Source organism: Actinoplanes couchii (assembly GCF_016862075.1).
Lineage (GTDB): Bacteria > Actinomycetota > Actinomycetes > Mycobacteriales > Micromonosporaceae > Actinoplanes > Actinoplanes couchii.
Genome location: NZ_BOMG01000054.1, coordinates 114,311 through 130,382, shown reverse-complemented (window position 1 = coordinate 130,382; position 16,072 = coordinate 114,311). Strand labels below are relative to the sequence as shown.

The 16,072-nt window shown below is 69.4% G+C and carries 14 protein-coding genes and 1 pseudogene; 9 read left to right on the top strand and 6 right to left on the bottom strand.

Features of this window, described 5'->3' with window-relative positions; genetic code table 11:
• Nucleotides 1–84: 84 nt before the first annotated feature.
• Nucleotides 85–735, bottom strand: a complete 651-nt coding sequence (locus Aco03nite_RS21495; protein WP_203797231.1) for an LmbU family transcriptional regulator — start codon at nucleotides 733–735, stop codon at nucleotides 85–87.
• 1,030 nt (nucleotides 736–1,765) lie between these two features.
• Here Aco03nite_RS21495 and Aco03nite_RS21490 point away from each other — a divergent pair.
• The 3 genes and pseudogenes from Aco03nite_RS21490 to Aco03nite_RS21480 all read left to right on the top strand — a co-directional run.
• Complete coding sequence (locus tag Aco03nite_RS21490) at nucleotides 1,766–1,963, top strand: MbtH family protein (protein ID WP_203797230.1); 198 nt, start codon at nucleotides 1,766–1,768, stop codon at nucleotides 1,961–1,963.
• A 22-nt stretch (nucleotides 1,964–1,985) separates the two neighbouring features.
• Nucleotides 1,986–2,786 (top strand): alpha/beta fold hydrolase, encoded by an 801-nt coding sequence (locus Aco03nite_RS21485; protein WP_203797229.1) that lies wholly within the window; start codon nucleotides 1,986–1,988, stop codon nucleotides 2,784–2,786.
• A gap of 56 nt (nucleotides 2,787–2,842) precedes the next feature.
• A pseudogene (locus Aco03nite_RS21480) lies at nucleotides 2,843–3,065 on the top strand (glycosyltransferase); the annotation flags it as partial.
• Nucleotides 3,066–3,130: 65 nt separating this feature from the next.
• Here Aco03nite_RS21480 and Aco03nite_RS21475 read toward each other — a convergent pair.
• The 3 genes from Aco03nite_RS21475 to Aco03nite_RS21465 all read right to left on the bottom strand — a co-directional run bounded on the left by Aco03nite_RS21475 (nucleotide 3,131) and on the right by Aco03nite_RS21465 (nucleotide 5,636).
• Nucleotides 3,131–3,625, bottom strand: a complete 495-nt coding sequence (locus Aco03nite_RS21475) for an AAA family ATPase (protein ID WP_203797228.1) — start codon at nucleotides 3,623–3,625, stop codon at nucleotides 3,131–3,133.
• Between the two features lie 386 nt (nucleotides 3,626–4,011).
• On the bottom strand, nucleotides 4,012–4,821 hold the full coding sequence (locus tag Aco03nite_RS54715; protein ID WP_203797227.1) for a carbohydrate-binding protein: 810 nt from the start codon (nucleotides 4,819–4,821) through the stop codon (nucleotides 4,012–4,014).
• A 35-nt stretch (nucleotides 4,822–4,856) separates the two neighbouring features.
• Nucleotides 4,857–5,636 (bottom strand): NPP1 family protein, encoded by a 780-nt coding sequence (locus tag Aco03nite_RS21465; RefSeq protein WP_239145324.1) that lies wholly within the window; start codon nucleotides 5,634–5,636, stop codon nucleotides 4,857–4,859.
• 392 nt (nucleotides 5,637–6,028) lie between these two features.
• Between Aco03nite_RS21465 and Aco03nite_RS21460 the strand changes: the two genes are divergently transcribed.
• The 3 genes from Aco03nite_RS21460 (at nucleotide 6,029) to Aco03nite_RS21450 (ending at nucleotide 9,225) form a co-directional block, all read left to right on the top strand.
• Complete coding sequence (locus Aco03nite_RS21460; protein WP_203797226.1) at nucleotides 6,029–6,268, top strand: hypothetical protein; 240 nt, start codon at nucleotides 6,029–6,031, stop codon at nucleotides 6,266–6,268.
• A complete protein-coding gene (locus Aco03nite_RS21455; protein WP_203797224.1) occupies nucleotides 6,265–7,293 on the top strand; it encodes a LacI family DNA-binding transcriptional regulator in 1,029 nt (342 codons plus the stop codon). Before Aco03nite_RS21460 ends, Aco03nite_RS21455 begins: the two co-directional genes overlap by 4 nt.
• A gap of 84 nt (nucleotides 7,294–7,377) precedes the next feature.
• A complete protein-coding gene (locus Aco03nite_RS21450; protein ID WP_203797222.1) occupies nucleotides 7,378–9,225 on the top strand; it encodes a ricin-type beta-trefoil lectin domain protein in 1,848 nt (615 codons plus the stop codon).
• A gap of 57 nt (nucleotides 9,226–9,282) precedes the next feature.
• On the opposite strand, the gene Aco03nite_RS21445 is transcribed toward Aco03nite_RS21450, so the two are convergent.
• On the bottom strand, nucleotides 9,283–10,641 hold the full coding sequence (locus Aco03nite_RS21445) for a hypothetical protein (protein WP_203797221.1): 1,359 nt from the start codon (nucleotides 10,639–10,641) through the stop codon (nucleotides 9,283–9,285).
• Nucleotides 10,642–10,907: 266 nt separating this feature from the next.
• Between Aco03nite_RS21445 and Aco03nite_RS21440 the strand changes: the two genes are divergently transcribed.
• The gene (locus Aco03nite_RS21440; RefSeq protein WP_203797220.1) at nucleotides 10,908–12,872 is read left to right on the top strand and encodes an acetoacetate--CoA ligase; all 1,965 of its coding nucleotides are present in this window, start codon (nucleotides 10,908–10,910) and stop codon (nucleotides 12,870–12,872) included.
• Here the strand turns inward: Aco03nite_RS21440 and Aco03nite_RS21435 are convergent.
• Entirely contained in the window at nucleotides 12,853–13,578 is a 726-nt protein-coding gene (locus Aco03nite_RS21435; protein WP_203797219.1) for a TIGR03089 family protein, read from the bottom strand. The two genes, Aco03nite_RS21440 and Aco03nite_RS21435, sit on opposite strands and share 20 nt — an antisense overlap.
• A 161-nt stretch (nucleotides 13,579–13,739) precedes the next feature.
• On the opposite strand from Aco03nite_RS21435, the gene Aco03nite_RS21430 reads away from it, so the two are divergent.
• The gene (locus tag Aco03nite_RS21430; RefSeq protein ID WP_203797218.1) at nucleotides 13,740–14,885 is read left to right on the top strand and encodes a glycosyltransferase family 4 protein; all 1,146 of its coding nucleotides are present in this window, start codon (nucleotides 13,740–13,742) and stop codon (nucleotides 14,883–14,885) included.
• Between the two features lie 40 nt (nucleotides 14,886–14,925).
• Nucleotides 14,926–16,026, top strand: a complete 1,101-nt coding sequence (locus Aco03nite_RS21425) for a mannose-1-phosphate guanylyltransferase (RefSeq protein WP_203797270.1) — start codon at nucleotides 14,926–14,928, stop codon at nucleotides 16,024–16,026.
• Nucleotides 16,027–16,072: the final 46 nt, after the last annotated feature.

The window sequence follows — 16,072 nt, the reverse complement described above, 5'->3', positions numbered from 1 at the left end:
ACAACAGCGACTCACGTGCTAAACCGTTGGGGAATCCAATAAATCCGTACGACCCTCATCGGGTGAGGACCGATGAAACACATTTCACACCGCTGCGGCCGCACGCCGGAGAACGTCCGCGGCCCAGGTCTCGACCTGCTCGCGTTCTTTGCTGGCGGCTTTCTCGAATACCGCCAGTTCTTCGGCCGACAGGTGGAGATGCAGCAGTCGACGGTCTGCTGCCGGGCCGGTGGCGACCGGCTCGGCAGCGCCTTCGACAGCTCGCCCCGAACCGTCCTCCGGGGTTTGTTCACCCTGCCTGATCAGCAGGCTGCCCCGGAGTTCGGTACGGAGTTTGTTCCGGCTCCAGCCCAGCTCCTCCGCTTTCCGTAGCCAGTAGTCCTGCTCGGCCCGGTCCAGGGAGACCACCTCGAGGTGGTGACTGAAACTGAGGCTCTGCCGGCGCCGGGACATCGGAAAGCGGCTGGCCACCCAGGTATAGTTGCGGAGGGTCTGGTAACTGAGCGAAGTGCGTTTTGCGGCCTCCGCGTACCGACCGTGGAATGTCGATTCTCCGTAAACCAGCCAGTCGGCGATCCACCAGCTGGACGAATTCGCGAAGGAGAAGAGATTGGCGCCGACCTTCTCCCAGACGGCGAGACTCGGCTTGGACGTGAACATCAATCCTGATTGGTAGAGCTGAACACCCAGGCTTCGGTTGTCCTCCGTGGCTCCCGATGCCGCCACGTGTGCCATGGCTGTTCCGCTCAGTTCCGTCGAGTGGGAACCCGTATCCATTGTTTGTTATCTCCCCCGTGCATATCCCATCCGTTCGGCATCGGGATGGGATCCGTATTTCCGCAGCCACATCCGAGATCATTGGTTGTGATCGAAGTATCGCTGCCGGGCGTCGGCACGCCACCACATCGGACCTGCCTCGGGGCCGGTGTCGCCAGCTCGTGGTGCTGGCAGGTTCCCAGTGGTGTCAGTTCCCGGCAGAAATGCACTGACCGGTAGGGCGAATTCCGTTCGGAATCGTCCGTGCCACCCATAGGATTACCGAACTCCTACATGCTCCCAAACTCCTTTTGAATAGCCGACGGCATTGAATGGAATTCGGTTTCCTGTGTTGCCGGCATGCTTCGGGTGCGGTTTTTCCGATGCTGCCAGCGGTCGGTGGGCCTGTCAATATCGATTCGGCGTGGTTGATACCGCTCACACTTCCTGGTGGGGCCGCCGGTTGCCGTCCGTCGATCCCTTGCCGGTGTCGGAGTGTAGCTCCAGGTCTTGACTGTCTGGTCACCGCTCGGCAAATGCGATTTATCCGTACTGCTTCCGGTTTGATGGCAACCCGGGTGGGTGATTTGGGGGTGTTGCATACGATCGGTGCGCCGATTTTCCTAGCAAAGTTTCAGGTTGCACAGGCCTGTGGGGGACAGTACGAGGCAGGCGGCCAGTGCTCGCCGGTATCGAGATCACATACCTTATCGAGCTTGGTCCTTAATGGACCGAACGGCATTGAACGAAGGGTCGCCGACCATTTTTGATCGGGCATTGACGCAAGATCGAAGCCCGTGATAAAATCCGAATCAGCGGTAGCTGATAGAGGCATTAAAAAGCAATTGTCTGCGGGGGCGTTGCGCTTGTATCGAGATTTTCCGATGGCTGTGAGCGTTTGCGAGACGTCTCATTCCGGCTGTTCACCGTGCCCTTCCGTGAGCAGGTTCGCAATTTCCGGCGCGTGTCGGCCCCGTTCGACCAGGTCCCGCGTGAACGGAGCGTTCTTGTGACCAAGATCCTTGATGACGCCGGGAGCACCTTCGTGGTGCTCACCGACGCGGAGGGCCGTCATTCGCTGTGGCCCGGCCTGATCGCCGTTCCGGCCGGCTGGACCACGCGGTTCGGGCCCGCCGGGCGATCCGAGTGCCTCGACCATGTCGGACGGTCCTGGACCGGCCTGCGCCCGAGCACCCCCGACAACTGAAACCCGTTCCGGGGGAGGTCACATGCCCAGCATCATGACCGATGGCCGGCGCCTGGAGTACACCGTCCACGGCGAGGGTGAGCCGGTGCTGCTGATCAACGGGTGCGGCGGCCGTGCCGCGACCTGGCGGCTGTACCAGGTGCCGGCCCTGGTCCGGGCCGGATACCAGGTGGTGACGTTCGACAATCGGGGCACCGGGCCGGAGACCGTCGACGCGTTCACACTCGACGACATGGTGGCCGACACCCTCGCGCTGATCACCGGGGCCGGTCTGACCGGGTGCCGGGTCATCGGCGTCTCGATGGGCGCGATGATCGCCCAGGAGTTGGCGCTGGCCCACCCGGAGGCGGTCCGGCAGGTGATCCTGCTGGCCACCCGTGGCCGCACCGACGTGCTGCGCCGGGCCATGGTGCAGGCCGAACTGGACGGCGGCGGATTGTCCTCGGCGGAGCGTGGCGTGCTGCGGGCCCTGCTCAACCTCTCCCCACTGACGCTCGCCGACGACAGGCGCGCCGACGACTGGCTGGCGATGCTCGAACAACCGGTGGCGGCCGGCCCGGGCTATCGGTCCCAGCTCACCAGCACCCTGCTGCCCGACCGGCTCGCGGCCTACCGGCGGATCACCACGCCGGCACTCGTCGTCTCGTTCGCCGACGACGTCACGACACCCGAGCATCTCGGCCGGGAGGTCGCCGAGGCCATTCCCGGAGCCCGGCACGTCGGCATCCCCGGCTGCGGTCATCTCGGTTTCCTGGAGAACCCGGACGCCGTCAACGACGTCATGCTCACCTTCCTGCGCGAGGGCGCCGCCACCGCGTCATGATGTCCGGCGCGGTCTCGGCGGCCCGGGTCACCGGCTGCGCGCTCCCGGTGGGTTCGCTCCCGGCCCGCCTGGCGCACCGCTGTCACGTCGTCGACCTCATCCACGACGAGCTGCCGGACGTGCCGGCCGCCGCGGCCGTCGTGGTGGCCCGCAGCGGCGCCGGCACGGTCGCCGAACTCACCGCCCTGGGCAAGGGCCCGCATCCTGGTCCCGTACCCGGTCTCGGCCGGTGACGAGCAGCGTGTCACGGCCCGGCACCTGGCCGAGGCGGGCGCCGCAATCTAGGTCCCGGACGGTTGCCGAGAAGAGCACTCGACAACCGTCTTCAGTGGCTTTCGATGGCTTCAGCCCTCGATGCCGGTTGTCGCGCCCACCGGGACCAGGGGGGCGTTCTCCCGGTAGAGGCGATGTTTGTTGCGGATGATCTGCTCGCCGACCGCCCGCCCGCCGTTGCGCCCGCGTTGTTCGTCGCGGGCGATGCACACCTCCACGTCCACATCGGTCATGTCCCACAGGACCAGGTCGGCCCCGCATCGTTCGGCCAGGTCGCGAGCTGTTTCGAGGTAGTGCGGGAGGAGGAACGTGTCGTCGCAGACCACGTCCAGGCCGGAGCGCAGCAGGGCCTCGATCGCGGCGTTCACCACCAGCTGTTCCCGTAAGGCGTACAGCATCGTGTAGTCGTTGTCGGCGCCGACCAGGATCTGCGGGTGCAGCATCGCGGCGATCTGGTCGGTGCCCACCCTGGCCCGTCGTTCCGGGTCTTCGGCGACCCAGCGCAGGGCCCGGGTGGTCTTGCCTGCCGCCGGCAGGCCACGCGTGATGATCAGTCGTCTAGGCACCGGTCATCACCGCCCCCGCGAACCGAGTCGGATGCCGACGGTGGGATCTTGCGGTCACGCGTGCGTCCTCTCCTCCGGGCTGATCTTCCTGGGCACAGCGGGATTTATGATCTGCGATGGATTCCCCATTGTTGTCGCACAATTTGTCCGTCGCGATTCGCTGGAGGTATGAGTCAGCCAAAACCCGGCTATTTCGGGTTCCGGGCAACTTGTGAAAAAAGCTCTCACCAGCGCGTGAAACGACCGTCACGAAGGGTGTGGCCAGGGTCGAAGCGGGCCGTTGTCGCGAAGCGTTTTGTCGCTCGTACGGCAAATATTGTCTTGTTTGTGTTTTAGGTATTTGCCGAGATGACGTCGGGTCGGGCACCACACCGATCGACCATGCCTCAGTGGCGGAAGGTGAACCAGCTGATCGCCACGAAATCGGACGGCTGGGCGCTGGTGAAGGTCAGGTACACGTCGTGGACGCCGGTCGGGCGGGACACGTTGCCGGGTACCGAGCGCCAGGACTGCCAGCCGCCGGTGTTGTCGACGGCGAAGTCGCCGATCGGGGTGGCGCCGGTGCTGCCCAGACGGATCTGGACCAGGCCGCTGCCGCCGCCGGTGAGGCCCGAGGAGAGGCGGGCCACGAAGTCGACCGGGCCGGACGCTCCGAAGTCGACGTCGTCGTAGCGGATCCAGTCGCCGGGACCGATCGGGCCGAGCGCCGTGCCGCCCTCGTCACCGGCCATCACGGCCACACCCTTGCGGGCGTCGGACGACGTGGCCCGGATGACGGCGAACGCGTCCCGGGCCGGCGTCGCGGTCGCCGTGGTGGCAGCCGTGGCCGGTTTTGTGGTCGCCGCGGTGCTCTTCGCCGGGGACGCCCCGGCGGTGGTGGTGCCGGTCGCGGCCGGCGCGGCGGGGGAGACGGCACCCCGCGCGGAGGGCCCGGCGGCCGCGTCCCCGGCCGGTGGGCGCGGCGGTGGCGGGGAGACCGCCGGGGAACCGGACGCGACGGCGCCGGGCCGGGCGGGTGTGAAGATCTCCGCCCCGCCGGCGTTGCGGGCGACGTCCGGATCCGGTCGCAGGGTGGCCCAGAGGGTGACGGCCAGCAGGACGGCGAGGGCGAGGACGCCACTGAAGATGACGACCCACGGGGCGGCGGCCAGAACCGAACCGCCGGAGAGACGCCACACGCGATGCCTGCTGGCCATGCACTTCCTCGGGGAAAAGGGGATCGAACGCCGGGTCAGGCGGAGGGGTTGAAGGAGATGCCGGCGGGCATCGCCTCGGTGATCAGGTTGACGAAGTTGGCGTCCTTCAGGCCGAAGTTCGCGCTGCCGAAGTCATAGTTGCTCAACGTGGTCCGGATGCTGGTCGAGGGGTACCCGTTCCAGCCCACCAGCGTCGGGAACCGCCAGGTGCCGTACGCGTTCTCCGGCGGCTCGTCGTTGCTGCCGGCGAGCCGGAAGGTGTGCGTGCTGATGCCGTCCTTGTGGTAGACGATCTTCGGGTTGTTGCCGGACCAGCGCACGCTGCTCGCGGCGGAGATCGAGAAGTCGCCGTGTGCCGAGGTGGCGACGTACTTCGCGACGTCGTTCTGCACCCAGACGACCACGTGCTCCCAGTCGTGGCGGTGGCCGCCGATGGAGCTGTTGGCGAGCGCCTGGTCCTTCTCGAAGTAGAGGCCGTACGCGATCGCGCACCACCCGTTGTTGCACTTGTAGCGCGAGTAGCCGTTGGTGTTGTCCAGATCGGACGTGTCGTGGCAGTCGCCGCTGAGCGATCCGGTCGGGTTGAGCCCGCCGTTGACGGTTCCGGTCGGGCCGATCGCCGGGGTCGGGTAGCAACCGTCGGTGTCGTAGTCGTACGCCGGCTGCCACTTGGTCTCGATCGCCTCGGCGTTGCCGGGCAGCTTCGCCGGGGGCGCGGCCAGCGCGGGGGACGCGGCGGCGGCGACCAGAGCGAGGGCGGCGGCGGCGACCAGCGCCGTTCGTCGCGCACCGGCGGGGATCATGTTGGGGGCCATGAGCCGTGCTCCTTACCAGTCGGTAACAAACGCGCTCAGCCTGGCGGCCCGGACGTACGAAAGCAATAGTGGATTTTCGATGTTTGTCAGTTGTTCCGAAGCAGACGATGGACGGCCCGAACGGGATCACCCCGAGCGGATACCAGAGCAGGTCGAGCGGGTCGAACGACGTGCCCGGGGCCGGCCGGGCGAGCCGGCTCTCCGCCGACAGCGCCGCCGGGATCCCGGTGAGCGGGAAGAGTTCGGCACCCCAACACCAGGACAGAGCGACGATCCCTGCGGCGTACGGGTGGAGAACGGGCGCCACGAGATTTCAGCACGCCGCGATCCTAGGGGCCGTATCCGGGATCATCCCGATGCGGCCGGTGATCGCCGTGCCTACCGTCGAATACATGAACATGCTGCTCAAGGTGCTCGCGCTGCTCGTCGCGGCGGCCGTGGTCGTGCGCGGCGTGGCCGAGCCGTTCCTGATCGACCTGACCGATCCGTCCACCTATGCCGGGCACTGGGGCGGCCCGAGCCTGATCGGCGTGCTCGCCGTGTCCCTCGGTCCCGCGGTGCTGGCCGCGATGTATCTCTACGGATCCGTGGTGCGCTGGCGCCGACGTGAGGTCGTATCGTCCACGAAGTGACCCGAGCCACCGTACGGGACGTCGCCACCCGTACCGGACTGTCCATCGCCACCGTCTCCCGGGTGCTGAACGGCCGGGCCAACGTCGCGCCGGACACCCGGGACCGGGTCCTGTCCGCCCTCGGTGAGCTGGGCGGGCAGGCGCCGCGGCGGCGGGGCGAGCGGGCCACCGGAATCTTCGTGCGCTGCCCCTACGTGCTGACCGACTACTTCGGGCTGATCGTCTCCGCGGTCGCCGAGGCCCTGGAACCGCACCATCTCCCGGTGGTGCTGAACGCGGGGGTGTCGGCCCAGCGCGAGCACGTGCTGACCACCCTGACCGGCCGCCGGGACGTGGCCGGCGCGGTGCTGATCCTGCCGCCGGAGCCCGGCGCCGAGCTGGTCCGGCTGCGGGACCGGGGTTTCCCGTTCGTGGTGCTCGACCCGCGGACACCACCGCCGCGGAACCTGGCGGCCGTCTCCGCCGCACACTTCTCCGGCGCCCGGCAACTCACCGCCCACCTGATCGGTCTCGGTCACCGGCGGATCGGCATCATCGGCGGGCCGCGGGACTGGCTGGCCGGGGAGAGCCGGTTCGCCGGTTATCTGGCCCCGCTCGCCGACGCGGGGGTGCTGCCGGACCCGGAGCTGACCCGGTTCGTCGCCGAGCCGACCACCGCGCTCGGGCACCGGGCCGCCGCCGAGCTGCTGGACCTGCCGGACCGGCCGACCGCGCTGCTGGCCTTCAACGACAAGATGGCGATCGGGGCGCTGCGGGCGGCCGCCGAACGGGGGCTGCGGGTGCCGGCCGACCTGTCCGTCGCCGGGTTCGACGACATCGAGCTGGGCCGGGCGTGCCGGCCGATGCTGACGACGGTCCGGCAGCCCCTGGAGGAGATGGGGCGGATGGCGGTGCACCTGCTGCTGCGGATGCTGGGCGGGCACCGGCTGGACGCGCTGCACGTGGAGTTGGCGACCGAGTTGGTGGTCCGGGAGTCGACCGGGCCGGTTCCTGACGTGTTTCACGGTTCCGGAACCGGGACGTGACCGCGCGGTCCGCGAATGCATTGACCGACTCGAATTAACAGAGGTTTCCTTCCTGTTACCTTCCCCCGTGTAGCAGGAGTCCACATGCGCAGACGCGGATCGTTGCTGGCGCTTGTCGTCGGCGCCACGTTCCTGAGTTCCCCGGCGTACGCCGCCGGCGAAACCGTGAACATCCACCTCACCACCACATCGGACAGTGCCGGCCGGGTCGTCACCCGCGGTCTCCAGCAGCAGACCCCGATCGCCTTCGGGCCGGCCGGCGGCACCGCGAACCAGACGATCACCGTCGACGAGAACGCCACCTACCAGGTCTTCGAGGGCGGCGGCGCGTCGATCACCGACACCACCGCCCACCTGCTGCGCGGCGGACCGGTCAGCGCCGCCACCCGCGACGCGGTGATGACAAGACTGTTCAGCCCCACCGACGGCATCGGGCTGTCGTTCGTCCGCAACCCGATCGGCGCGTCCGACCTGTCCCGCCCCGGCAACGTCTCGCTCGACGACACCTGCTGCGACCTGACCGACTTCGGCGCCAACGGGTACGACACCAACGTCCGGCTGCTCACCCAGCAGGCCCGCGCCCTCAACCCGGCGCTACGGGTGAAGGGGGTGCCGTGGAGCGCGCCCGGCTGGATGAAGGACAACGGCCGGATGGACCAGATGGGCTGGCTCAAGTGGGAGTACTACCCGATGTACGCCCAGTACCTGGTCAGATACGTGCAGAGTTACCAGGCCGCGGGCGTGCCGATCAACTACGTCTCGGTGCAGAACGAACCCAACTGCTGCCAGGCGGCCAACCCGGCGGCGATGAACTACCCGGGAATGAGCTGGAACCCGTCCGGCCTCGTCGAGTTCACCAAGAACCACGTCTACCCCGCGTTCCGGGCCGCCGGCATCACCACCAAGGTCCTGATCCACGACTGGAACTACGGCGACTACGCCAACTTCGGCGCGGCGATCCTGGCCGACGCCGGGGTCCGCGACGACCCGCTCTTCGGTGGCATCGCCTGGCACGGCTACTTCGGTGACCCGGCCGTCGGCAGCCAGGTCCACGACGCCTACCCGGCGGTCAAACAATTCTCCACCGAACACTCCGGCGGCACGTGGATCGGCAACCAGCACAACGAGGACATGGCCGACATCGTCAACTACGCGCGGAACTGGAGCAGCAGCCTCGTCAAATGGAGCCTGGCCCTCAATCAGGGCATGGGACCCCACAACGGCGGCTGCGGTACGTGTACCGGGCTGATCACCGTGCAGGACGGCGGATCCCGGGCCGGCCAGGTCGACTACACGGTCGAGTACTACACCACCGGACACCTGACCAAATTCGTCAGACCCGGCGCGGTACGCATCGGCAGCACCGCCTCCGGCACGGTGCCGAACGTCGCCTGGCGCAACCCGGACGGATCCAAGGCGCTGATCGCCCACAACGGCGGGACCGGCAGCCAGTCGGTGCGGGTCGACTGGGGTACGCAGTCCTTCGTGTACACCCTTCCGGCCCGTACCACCGCGACCTTCACCTGGTCCGGAACCGGGAGCCCGGCACCGGGCGGGACCGTCACCGGCCTGGCCGGGAAGTGCGCCGACGTGGCCGGGGCCGCCACCGCCAACGGCACCGCGGTGCAGCTCTGGACCTGCAACGGCACCGCCGCCCAGCGGTGGAGCCGGCCCGGGGACGGCACTCTGCGGGCGCTCGGGAAATGCCTCGACGTCGACGGGCCGTCCACAGCCGACGGAACCGTCACCCATCTGTGGGACTGCCATTCCGGAACGTCGCAGAAATGGACCCCGGACGGCAGTCAGCGACTGGTGAACAGCTATTCCGGTAAATGTCTCGACGTGACCGGGAACAATTCCGCCGACGGTGCCCGACTGCAGATCTGGACCTGTGGAACCGGCGCCAACCAGAAGTGGGCCCTGAACCAGTAGGGGAACGAGATCGGGCCGGTCCCTGTGGGGGCCGGCCCGATCTTTGTGCAGTTTCGGTCAGGACTCGATCGCGGGAGGCTTCCGCTGACCGGGGATCCCGGCGACCGGGTCCGCATCGCCCGGTTTGGCCGGCGACACCGGCTTGACCTGCGCCGACCCGGAAACCTGTGCCGACCCGGACATGGGCGCCGCGGGCGCGGGCTTCGGGGTCTTCGAGATCGCGCCGGAGAGCTTCAGGTCCTGCGCCAGACCGGCTTTCTGCAGGCTCTGCGCCAGCCCGAGGTTCTTCGGCGCCTGCTGCTGAACGGCATTCGGCGCGTTCGCCTGCTGCAGATTCTGTGCCGGCCGAGCAGACGGCACCGGCGGAGTGGCCTGCCCGGTCGGCTTCGGAGGCGTGGCCTGGCCGGTCGGCTTGGGCGGCGTGGCCTGCCCGGTCGGCTTGGGCGGCGTGGCCTGGCCGGTCGGCTTCGGCGCTGTCGCCTGGCCGGTCGGCTTGGGCGGGGTGGCCTGCCCGGTCGGCTTCGGCGCGGCGGGTAGCGCGGGCGTGGCGGGCAGAGCCGGCGGCGTGGACGGCTTCGGCGGGGTCGCGGCAACCGCCCGATCGACGCTCGGCAGCGCCATCGTTCGATCCTCGGCCGGCGCGGCGGCGGGCTTGGGGGCGATGACCGGAGTGACGGGAACCGAGCCGGCGGGCTTGGGCGCGGCCGGTGTGACGGGAGCCGCTGCGGCGGGCTTCGGCGCGATGACCGGTGCGGCGGGCGGCTTGGGCGCGGCCGGCTTCGGCGCGGCGGGCAGGGCCGCGGCCGGGGCGCCGGAGTTGATGGCGACCGTGCGGTCGGCGGCCGGGGCGCTGTTGATGGCCACGGTGCGGTCGGCGGCCTGGGTGGAGTTGACGCCGGGGAACCCCGTACCCGGAGTGCGGATGATCGTGGTCTGTTCGACGGCGACGTTGATGCCGGGCGCCTTGGCGGCGCCCCGGAACCGGCCGATCTCACCGATGATCGGCAGGACCGGGGGCTCGTAGCGGGCCCACCGGCGGGCACTCAGCGCGGTGGTCATCAGCGGGAACGCCAACAGGGCGGCGAGACCGTACCCGGGCCGGCTCAGGTCGAAGCCCTCTTTGGACACTTCCGGGGCCCACATCGCGGCGTACGCGGCGGGCGAGTTCCACGCCCAGATCGTCACGCCGAGGAACGTGGCGCCGGTCAGTGCCGGCCCGGCCGGGGAGATCGGGGAGAAGGCCAGGATGGTGACGAGGATCCCGGCGAAGACCACCAGCAACAGGCCGCTGATCGACTCGGCCGAGAAGAACTCCCGTCCGCGACTGCTCAGGTCGTTGGTGAAACCGACGCCGATCAGCACCCAGATGGAGGGTGCCAGGACGAGTGCATACAAGATCGACCTGAGGTGACGCATGATCCGGAACGCTACCGCTCTGCGGCAAGTGTCCCGGGACCGGCCGTCCACGACCGCTCTGACCATGTCCAAGGGCCCGGCGGACGACCTTGGTCCTGTGTGGCAGACCCCGCGGGGCTACGGCGTGGCCCAGGTGGTGGCTGGCGGCATCCGGACAAAGGCCACATACAACACCGGTATGCGACCTTTGTCCGGCTGGCGCCAGCCACCACCTGGACCTCGCCTCGCTCCCACGGGGTCTGCCACACAGGACCTAAGGTGTGCTCATGACTACAGGTGGGGTGACGGTCGGCACACTGCTGTGGGAGCCGCCGGTGGACATCCGGGAGACCACCCGGATCGGGCGCTATCTGGCCTGGCTGGAGTCGGAGCGCGGGCTGGCCTTCGCCGACTACGCCGCCCTGTGGGAGTGGTCCGTCACCGACCTGACCGCGTTCTGGCAGTCGATCTGGGACTTCTTCCAGGTGATCGGGCACGAACCGGCCACCGCGGTGCTCGACTCGGCGGAGATGCCGGGGGCCCGCTGGTTCCCCGGCGCCACGCTCAACTACGCCGAGAACGTGCTGCGCCTGCCCGGTTTCGACGACGACGATCCGGTTGTCACGGCGTACTCCCAATCGCGGGAACCGCTCACCCTGACCGCCCGGCAGCTGCGGGAGGACGTCCGGATGGTCCGTGCCGGGCTGAGGTCCCGGGGTGTCGGCGCGGGTGACCGGGTCGCGGCCTACGCGCCGAACATCCCGGAGACCTACGTGCTGATGCTGGCCACGGCCAGCCTGGGCGCGATCTTCTCGTCCTGCGCGCCGGAGTTCGGGGCCCGCAGCGTGATCGACCGCTGGAGCCAGATCGAGCCGAAGGTGCTGGTGGCCGTGGACGGCTACCGCTACGGCGACAAGGACGTCGACAGGCGTGCCGAGATCACCACGATCCGGGAGTCGATCCCGTCGATCGAGCACGTGATCACCATCGGATACCTGGGCGGCGACGGCGACTGGGCCGAGCTGACCGGCGACGACCCGCTGGAGTTCACCCCGGTCCCGTTCGACCACCCGCTCTACGTGCTCTACAGCTCCGGCACCACCGGCCTGCCGAAACCGATCGTCCACGGGCACGGCGGCATCCTGCTGGAACACCTCAAGATCCTGGCCCTGCACCACGACCTCGGCGCCGGCGACCGGTTCCTCTGGTTCACCACCACCGGCTGGATGATGTGGAACTACCTGGCCAGCGGCCCGGCGGCGGGTGCCGCGATCGTGCTGTTCGACGGCAACCCGGGCTGGCCGGACCTGTCGGCGCTGTGGGAGCTGGTGGACACCGCGGGCGTCACCTACTTCGGCACGTCGGCGCCGTTCCTGCTGGCCTGCCGCAAGGCCGGGATCACCCCGCCGGCGTCCGGCCGGCTGCGCGGGATCGGCTCGACCGGAGCGCCGTTGCCGCCCGAGGGCTGGACCTGGGTCTACGAGACGATCGGCCCGGACATCCGGTTGATGTCGCTGTCCGGCGGCACCGACGTGTGCACCGGATTCGTCGGCGGGGTGCCGCTGCTGCCGATCCGCGCCGGGGTGATCACCAGCCGGATCCTGGGCGCCCGGGTGGAGGCGTACGACGGATCCGGCAAGCCGGTCGTCGGCGAGCTGGGGGAGCTGGTGATCAGCGCGCCGATGCCGAGCATGCCGGTCGGCTTCTGGAACGACACCGACGGCAGCCGCTTCCGGGAGGCGTACTTCGACGTCTTCCCCGGGGTCTGGCGGCACGGCGACTGGATCACCGTCGACCCGGACGGCAGTTGCGTGCTCACCGGCCGCTCGGACGCGACCCTCAACCGCGGCGGCGTACGCCTGGGCACCGCCGAGTTCTACTCGGTGGTGGAGAGCCTGCCGGAGATCGCCGACTCGCTGGTGGTGCACCTGGACACGCCCGGTGACCCGAACGGCGAGCTGCTGCTCTTCGTGGTGCCGGCCGACGGTGTCGAGCTGGACGACGCGCTGCGCGGCCGGATCGCCCGGGAGCTGCGGGCCGCGCTCTCGCCCCGGCACGTCCCGGACGCCGCCCACCGGGTGGACGCGATCCCGCGCACCCTCTCCGGCAAGAAGCTGGAGGTGCCGGTGAAACGGATCCTCACCGGCACCCCGGCCGGGTCCGCGGCCGCGAAGGGCGCCCTGGCGAACCCGGAGTCGCTGAACGCCTTCGCCGCCCTGTACCGCGAGCGGCTCAGCGCAGCGTCAGAGTGACCTTCTCGGTGGCCGCCCGCGCCTCGACCTTCGACGCGTCCAGGTTGGCGCAGAGCACGATCGAGGCGCCCACGGTCAGCGGGGCGAGCAGCCAGTCGACCGGGTCCGGGTAACCCGCGGTGTCGATCAGCACCCGGGCACCGGGCGTGATGCCCAGCTCGGCGGCCCGGTCGTGGGCGGCGGCCACCACGTCGTGGTGGCTCAGCTCGACCGGGCCGGCCAGCGCCCGGTCCTCCGCGGCGACCGTTTCGCCCCGGAAGTGGTCGCCGAAGTTGCGGACCTCGGTCACGTAGTCGGTGAAACCCTCCGGAACGGTGCGCAACGGCATCGCCAACGGGAGCAGGCCGGTCACGTACCGGTCCATGGTGGCCCAGTTCACCGCGGCGGCGGCCCGCTCCGGTGTGGTGAACAGCGCCTCCACCGGCTGCGGATCGCCGTCCAGATCGGCGGCCAGCCCGGCGGCCGAGACGCCGAGCAGCAGCGCGGCGGTCTGCCAGTGCGGCGGCAGCAGCAGCGCGACCGCGTCGCCGTGCCCCAGGCCGACCCCGTCGACCAGCAGATTCGCGGTTTTCTGGACCCAGTTGTCGAGGGTGATCCCGGACAGCTCGGTGCGGTCCCCGGTGGCGTCGTCGTACCAGGTGAGCAGGGGCGCGGCCGGATCGCGCACGATCGCTGCGGTGAAAACCTGCGGAATCGTCGTCTTCATCGCCTCACACCATAGGCGGATCACGCTCAGTAATGGCCGTGACAGGACCGCAACGATCGGCGGTGTCGCGGACACCTTCCCGAAGCGATCCCGGCGTACCCTCGAACCGTCGGTTGTTCCATTGCCGTATCGGTACGTCAGAGACGCCAAGGAGATGCCTCGTGACCCCCGGTCGCCCCCCGCGAGTGCTCGTCGACGCCACCAGTGTCCCCGCTGACCGTGGTGGTGTCGGCAGATATGTCGACGGGCTCCTCGGTGCCCTCGGTGAGTTGAGCCCGGACCGTGTCGATCTAGCGGTCGTCGCGCAGCGGGCCGATGCGGAGCGTTACCGCCGCATGCTGCCGAGTGCCGAAGTGATCCCCGGCCCCGCGGCGATCGTGCACCGGCCGGCCCGTCTCGCCTGGGAGCAGACCGGTCTCCCGCTGCTGGCCCAGCAGGTCAACGCGGACGTGCTGCACTCGCCGTTCTACACCTGCCCGCTGCGGACCGGCTGCCCGGTGACCGTGACCGTCCACGACGCCACGTTCTTCACCGAGCCGGAGCACTACGACAACACCAAGCGGACCTTCTTCCGCAGCGCGATCAAGACGTCGCTGCGCCGGGCCGCCCGGGTGATCGTGCCCAGCAAGGCCACCCGGGACGAGCTGATCCGGCTGCTGGACGCCGACCCGACCCGCATCGACGTGGCGTACCACGGTGTCGACCAGGGGGCCTTCCACTCGCCGACCGAGGACGAGAAGGCGCGGGTCCGGGCCCGCCTCGGTCTCGGTGACTCCGGTTACGTCGCCTTCCTGGGCGCCAAGGAGCCCCGGAAGAACGTGCCGAACCTGATCCGCGGCTGGGCCCGCGCGGTCGCCGACTGGCCGCACCCGCCCGCGCTGGTGCTCGCCGGTGGCCAGGGCCACGACGACGACATCGACCGCGCGGTGGCTGAGGTCCCCCCGCACCTGCGGCTGCTGCGCCCCGGCTATCTGCGGTACGCGGATCTCCCCGGCTTCCTCGGCGGCGCCCTGGTGGCCTGCTACCCGTCGTTCGGTGAGGGCTTCGGCCTGCCGATCCTGGAGGCGATGGCCTGCGGCACCCCGGTGCTCACCACGCCACGCCTGTCGCTGCCGGAGGTCGGTGGGGATGCTGTCGCCTATACGACAGAGGCGCCGGAGCGGATCGCCGTCGACCTGGCCGACCTGCTGCACGACGAACAGCGCCGCCGGACGCTCGCCAAGGCGGGGGCGGACCGTGCCAAAGAGTTCACCTGGGCGTCGAGCGCGGAGGTGCATGTAACAACTTGGACTCGGGTCGCGGCTTGATCATCTACTAAACTCTCCGCGCATGAGCGACGAACAGGCTGTGCTGTACGGAGTGGTTCTGGCCGGCGGTACCGGAACCCGTCTGTGGCCACTGTCCCGCGCCGGTCATCCCAAGTTTCTGCACCCCCTGACCGGTACCGAGGCGTCATTGCTGCAGGCCACGGTGGACCGGTTGGACACCCTCACCTCACCCGATCGGGTCTTTGTGGTGACCGGCGTGGCCCACGCCGCGGCGGTTTCCCGGCAACTCTCCGCAGTCCCCGACGAGAACGTTCTGATCGAGCCGTCACCCCGTGACTCGTGTGCGGCGATCGCCCTCGCGGCCGCGGTCATCGCCCGGCGCAACCCGGAAGCGATCATGGGCTCCTTCGCGTCCGATCACCTGATCGCTGACAAGGAGGCCTTCGCCGGCGTCATCCGGCAGGCGATGGCGGGTGCCGCCGAGGGGCTGCTGATGACCCTCGGGATCACCCCGACCCGGCCCGAGACCGGCTACGGCTACCTCCAGTGCGGCGCCTCCGTGGGCGACGGGCCGGTGGTGAAGGTCGACGAGTTCAAGGAGAAGCCGACCTACGACGTGGCCGAGGGCTACGTGAAGTCCGGCAACTACCTGTGGAACGCCGGCATGTTCGTCTGGCGGGTCGACTCCTTCCTCGCCGAACTGCACCGGCAGCAGCCGCAGCTCGCCGCGGGCGTCAGCCGGATCGCGGCCGCCTGGGGCACCGCCGAGCAGGAGGAGGTGATGGGCGACGTCTGGCCCACGCTCCCGAAGATCTCGGTGGACTACGCGGTCATGGAGGGCGCTGCCGCGGCCGGCCGGGTGGGCACCGTCCCGGGTGACTTCGGCTGGAACGACGTCGGCGACTTCCACACCCTCGGCGAGGTGCTCACCGCCGATCAGGCCGGGAACGTGGTCGTGGGGCAGGACACCGGCGCCGAGAAGCACACCGTGCTGCTCCGGGAGACCGAGGGGCTCGTCGTCGTGCCGTCGTCCGGGCGCCTGGTGGCTGCCATGGGGGTCCGGGATCTGGTCATCGTCGACACCCCGGACGCCGTTCTCGTCTGTCCTCGTGAGCGTGCCCAGGAGGTCAAGCAGCTCGTCGACCACCTCAAGGAGCTGGGGCAGCACGGGTACATCTGAGAGGCGCCCGATGGCCGGTTCTGGGGCCGTGGTGGCCCCAGAACCT

Coding starts and splice junctions, on each gene's coding strand:
- Aco03nite_RS21445 (WP_203797221.1), bottom strand. CDS start 10,641: ATGCGTCACCTCAGGTCGATCTTGTATGCACTCGTCCTGGCACCCTCC.
- Aco03nite_RS54715 (WP_203797227.1), bottom strand. CDS start 4,821: ATGGCCAGCAGGCATCGCGTGTGGCGTCTCTCCGGCGGTTCGGTTCTG.
- Aco03nite_RS21465 (WP_239145324.1), bottom strand. CDS start 5,636: ATGGCCCCCAACATGATCCCCGCCGGTGCGCGACGAACGGCGCTGGTC.
- Aco03nite_RS21495 (WP_203797231.1), bottom strand. CDS start 735: ATGGCACACGTGGCGGCATCGGGAGCCACGGAGGACAACCGAAGCCTG.
- Aco03nite_RS21485 (WP_203797229.1), top strand. CDS start 1,986: ATGCCCAGCATCATGACCGATGGCCGGCGCCTGGAGTACACCGTCCAC.
- Aco03nite_RS21450 (WP_203797222.1), top strand. CDS start 7,378: ATGCGCAGACGCGGATCGTTGCTGGCGCTTGTCGTCGGCGCCACGTTC.
- Aco03nite_RS21435 (WP_203797219.1), bottom strand. CDS start 13,578: ATGAAGACGACGATTCCGCAGGTTTTCACCGCAGCGATCGTGCGCGAT.
- Aco03nite_RS21440 (WP_203797220.1), top strand. CDS start 10,908: ATGACTACAGGTGGGGTGACGGTCGGCACACTGCTGTGGGAGCCGCCG.
- Aco03nite_RS21460 (WP_203797226.1), top strand. CDS start 6,029: ATGAACATGCTGCTCAAGGTGCTCGCGCTGCTCGTCGCGGCGGCCGTG.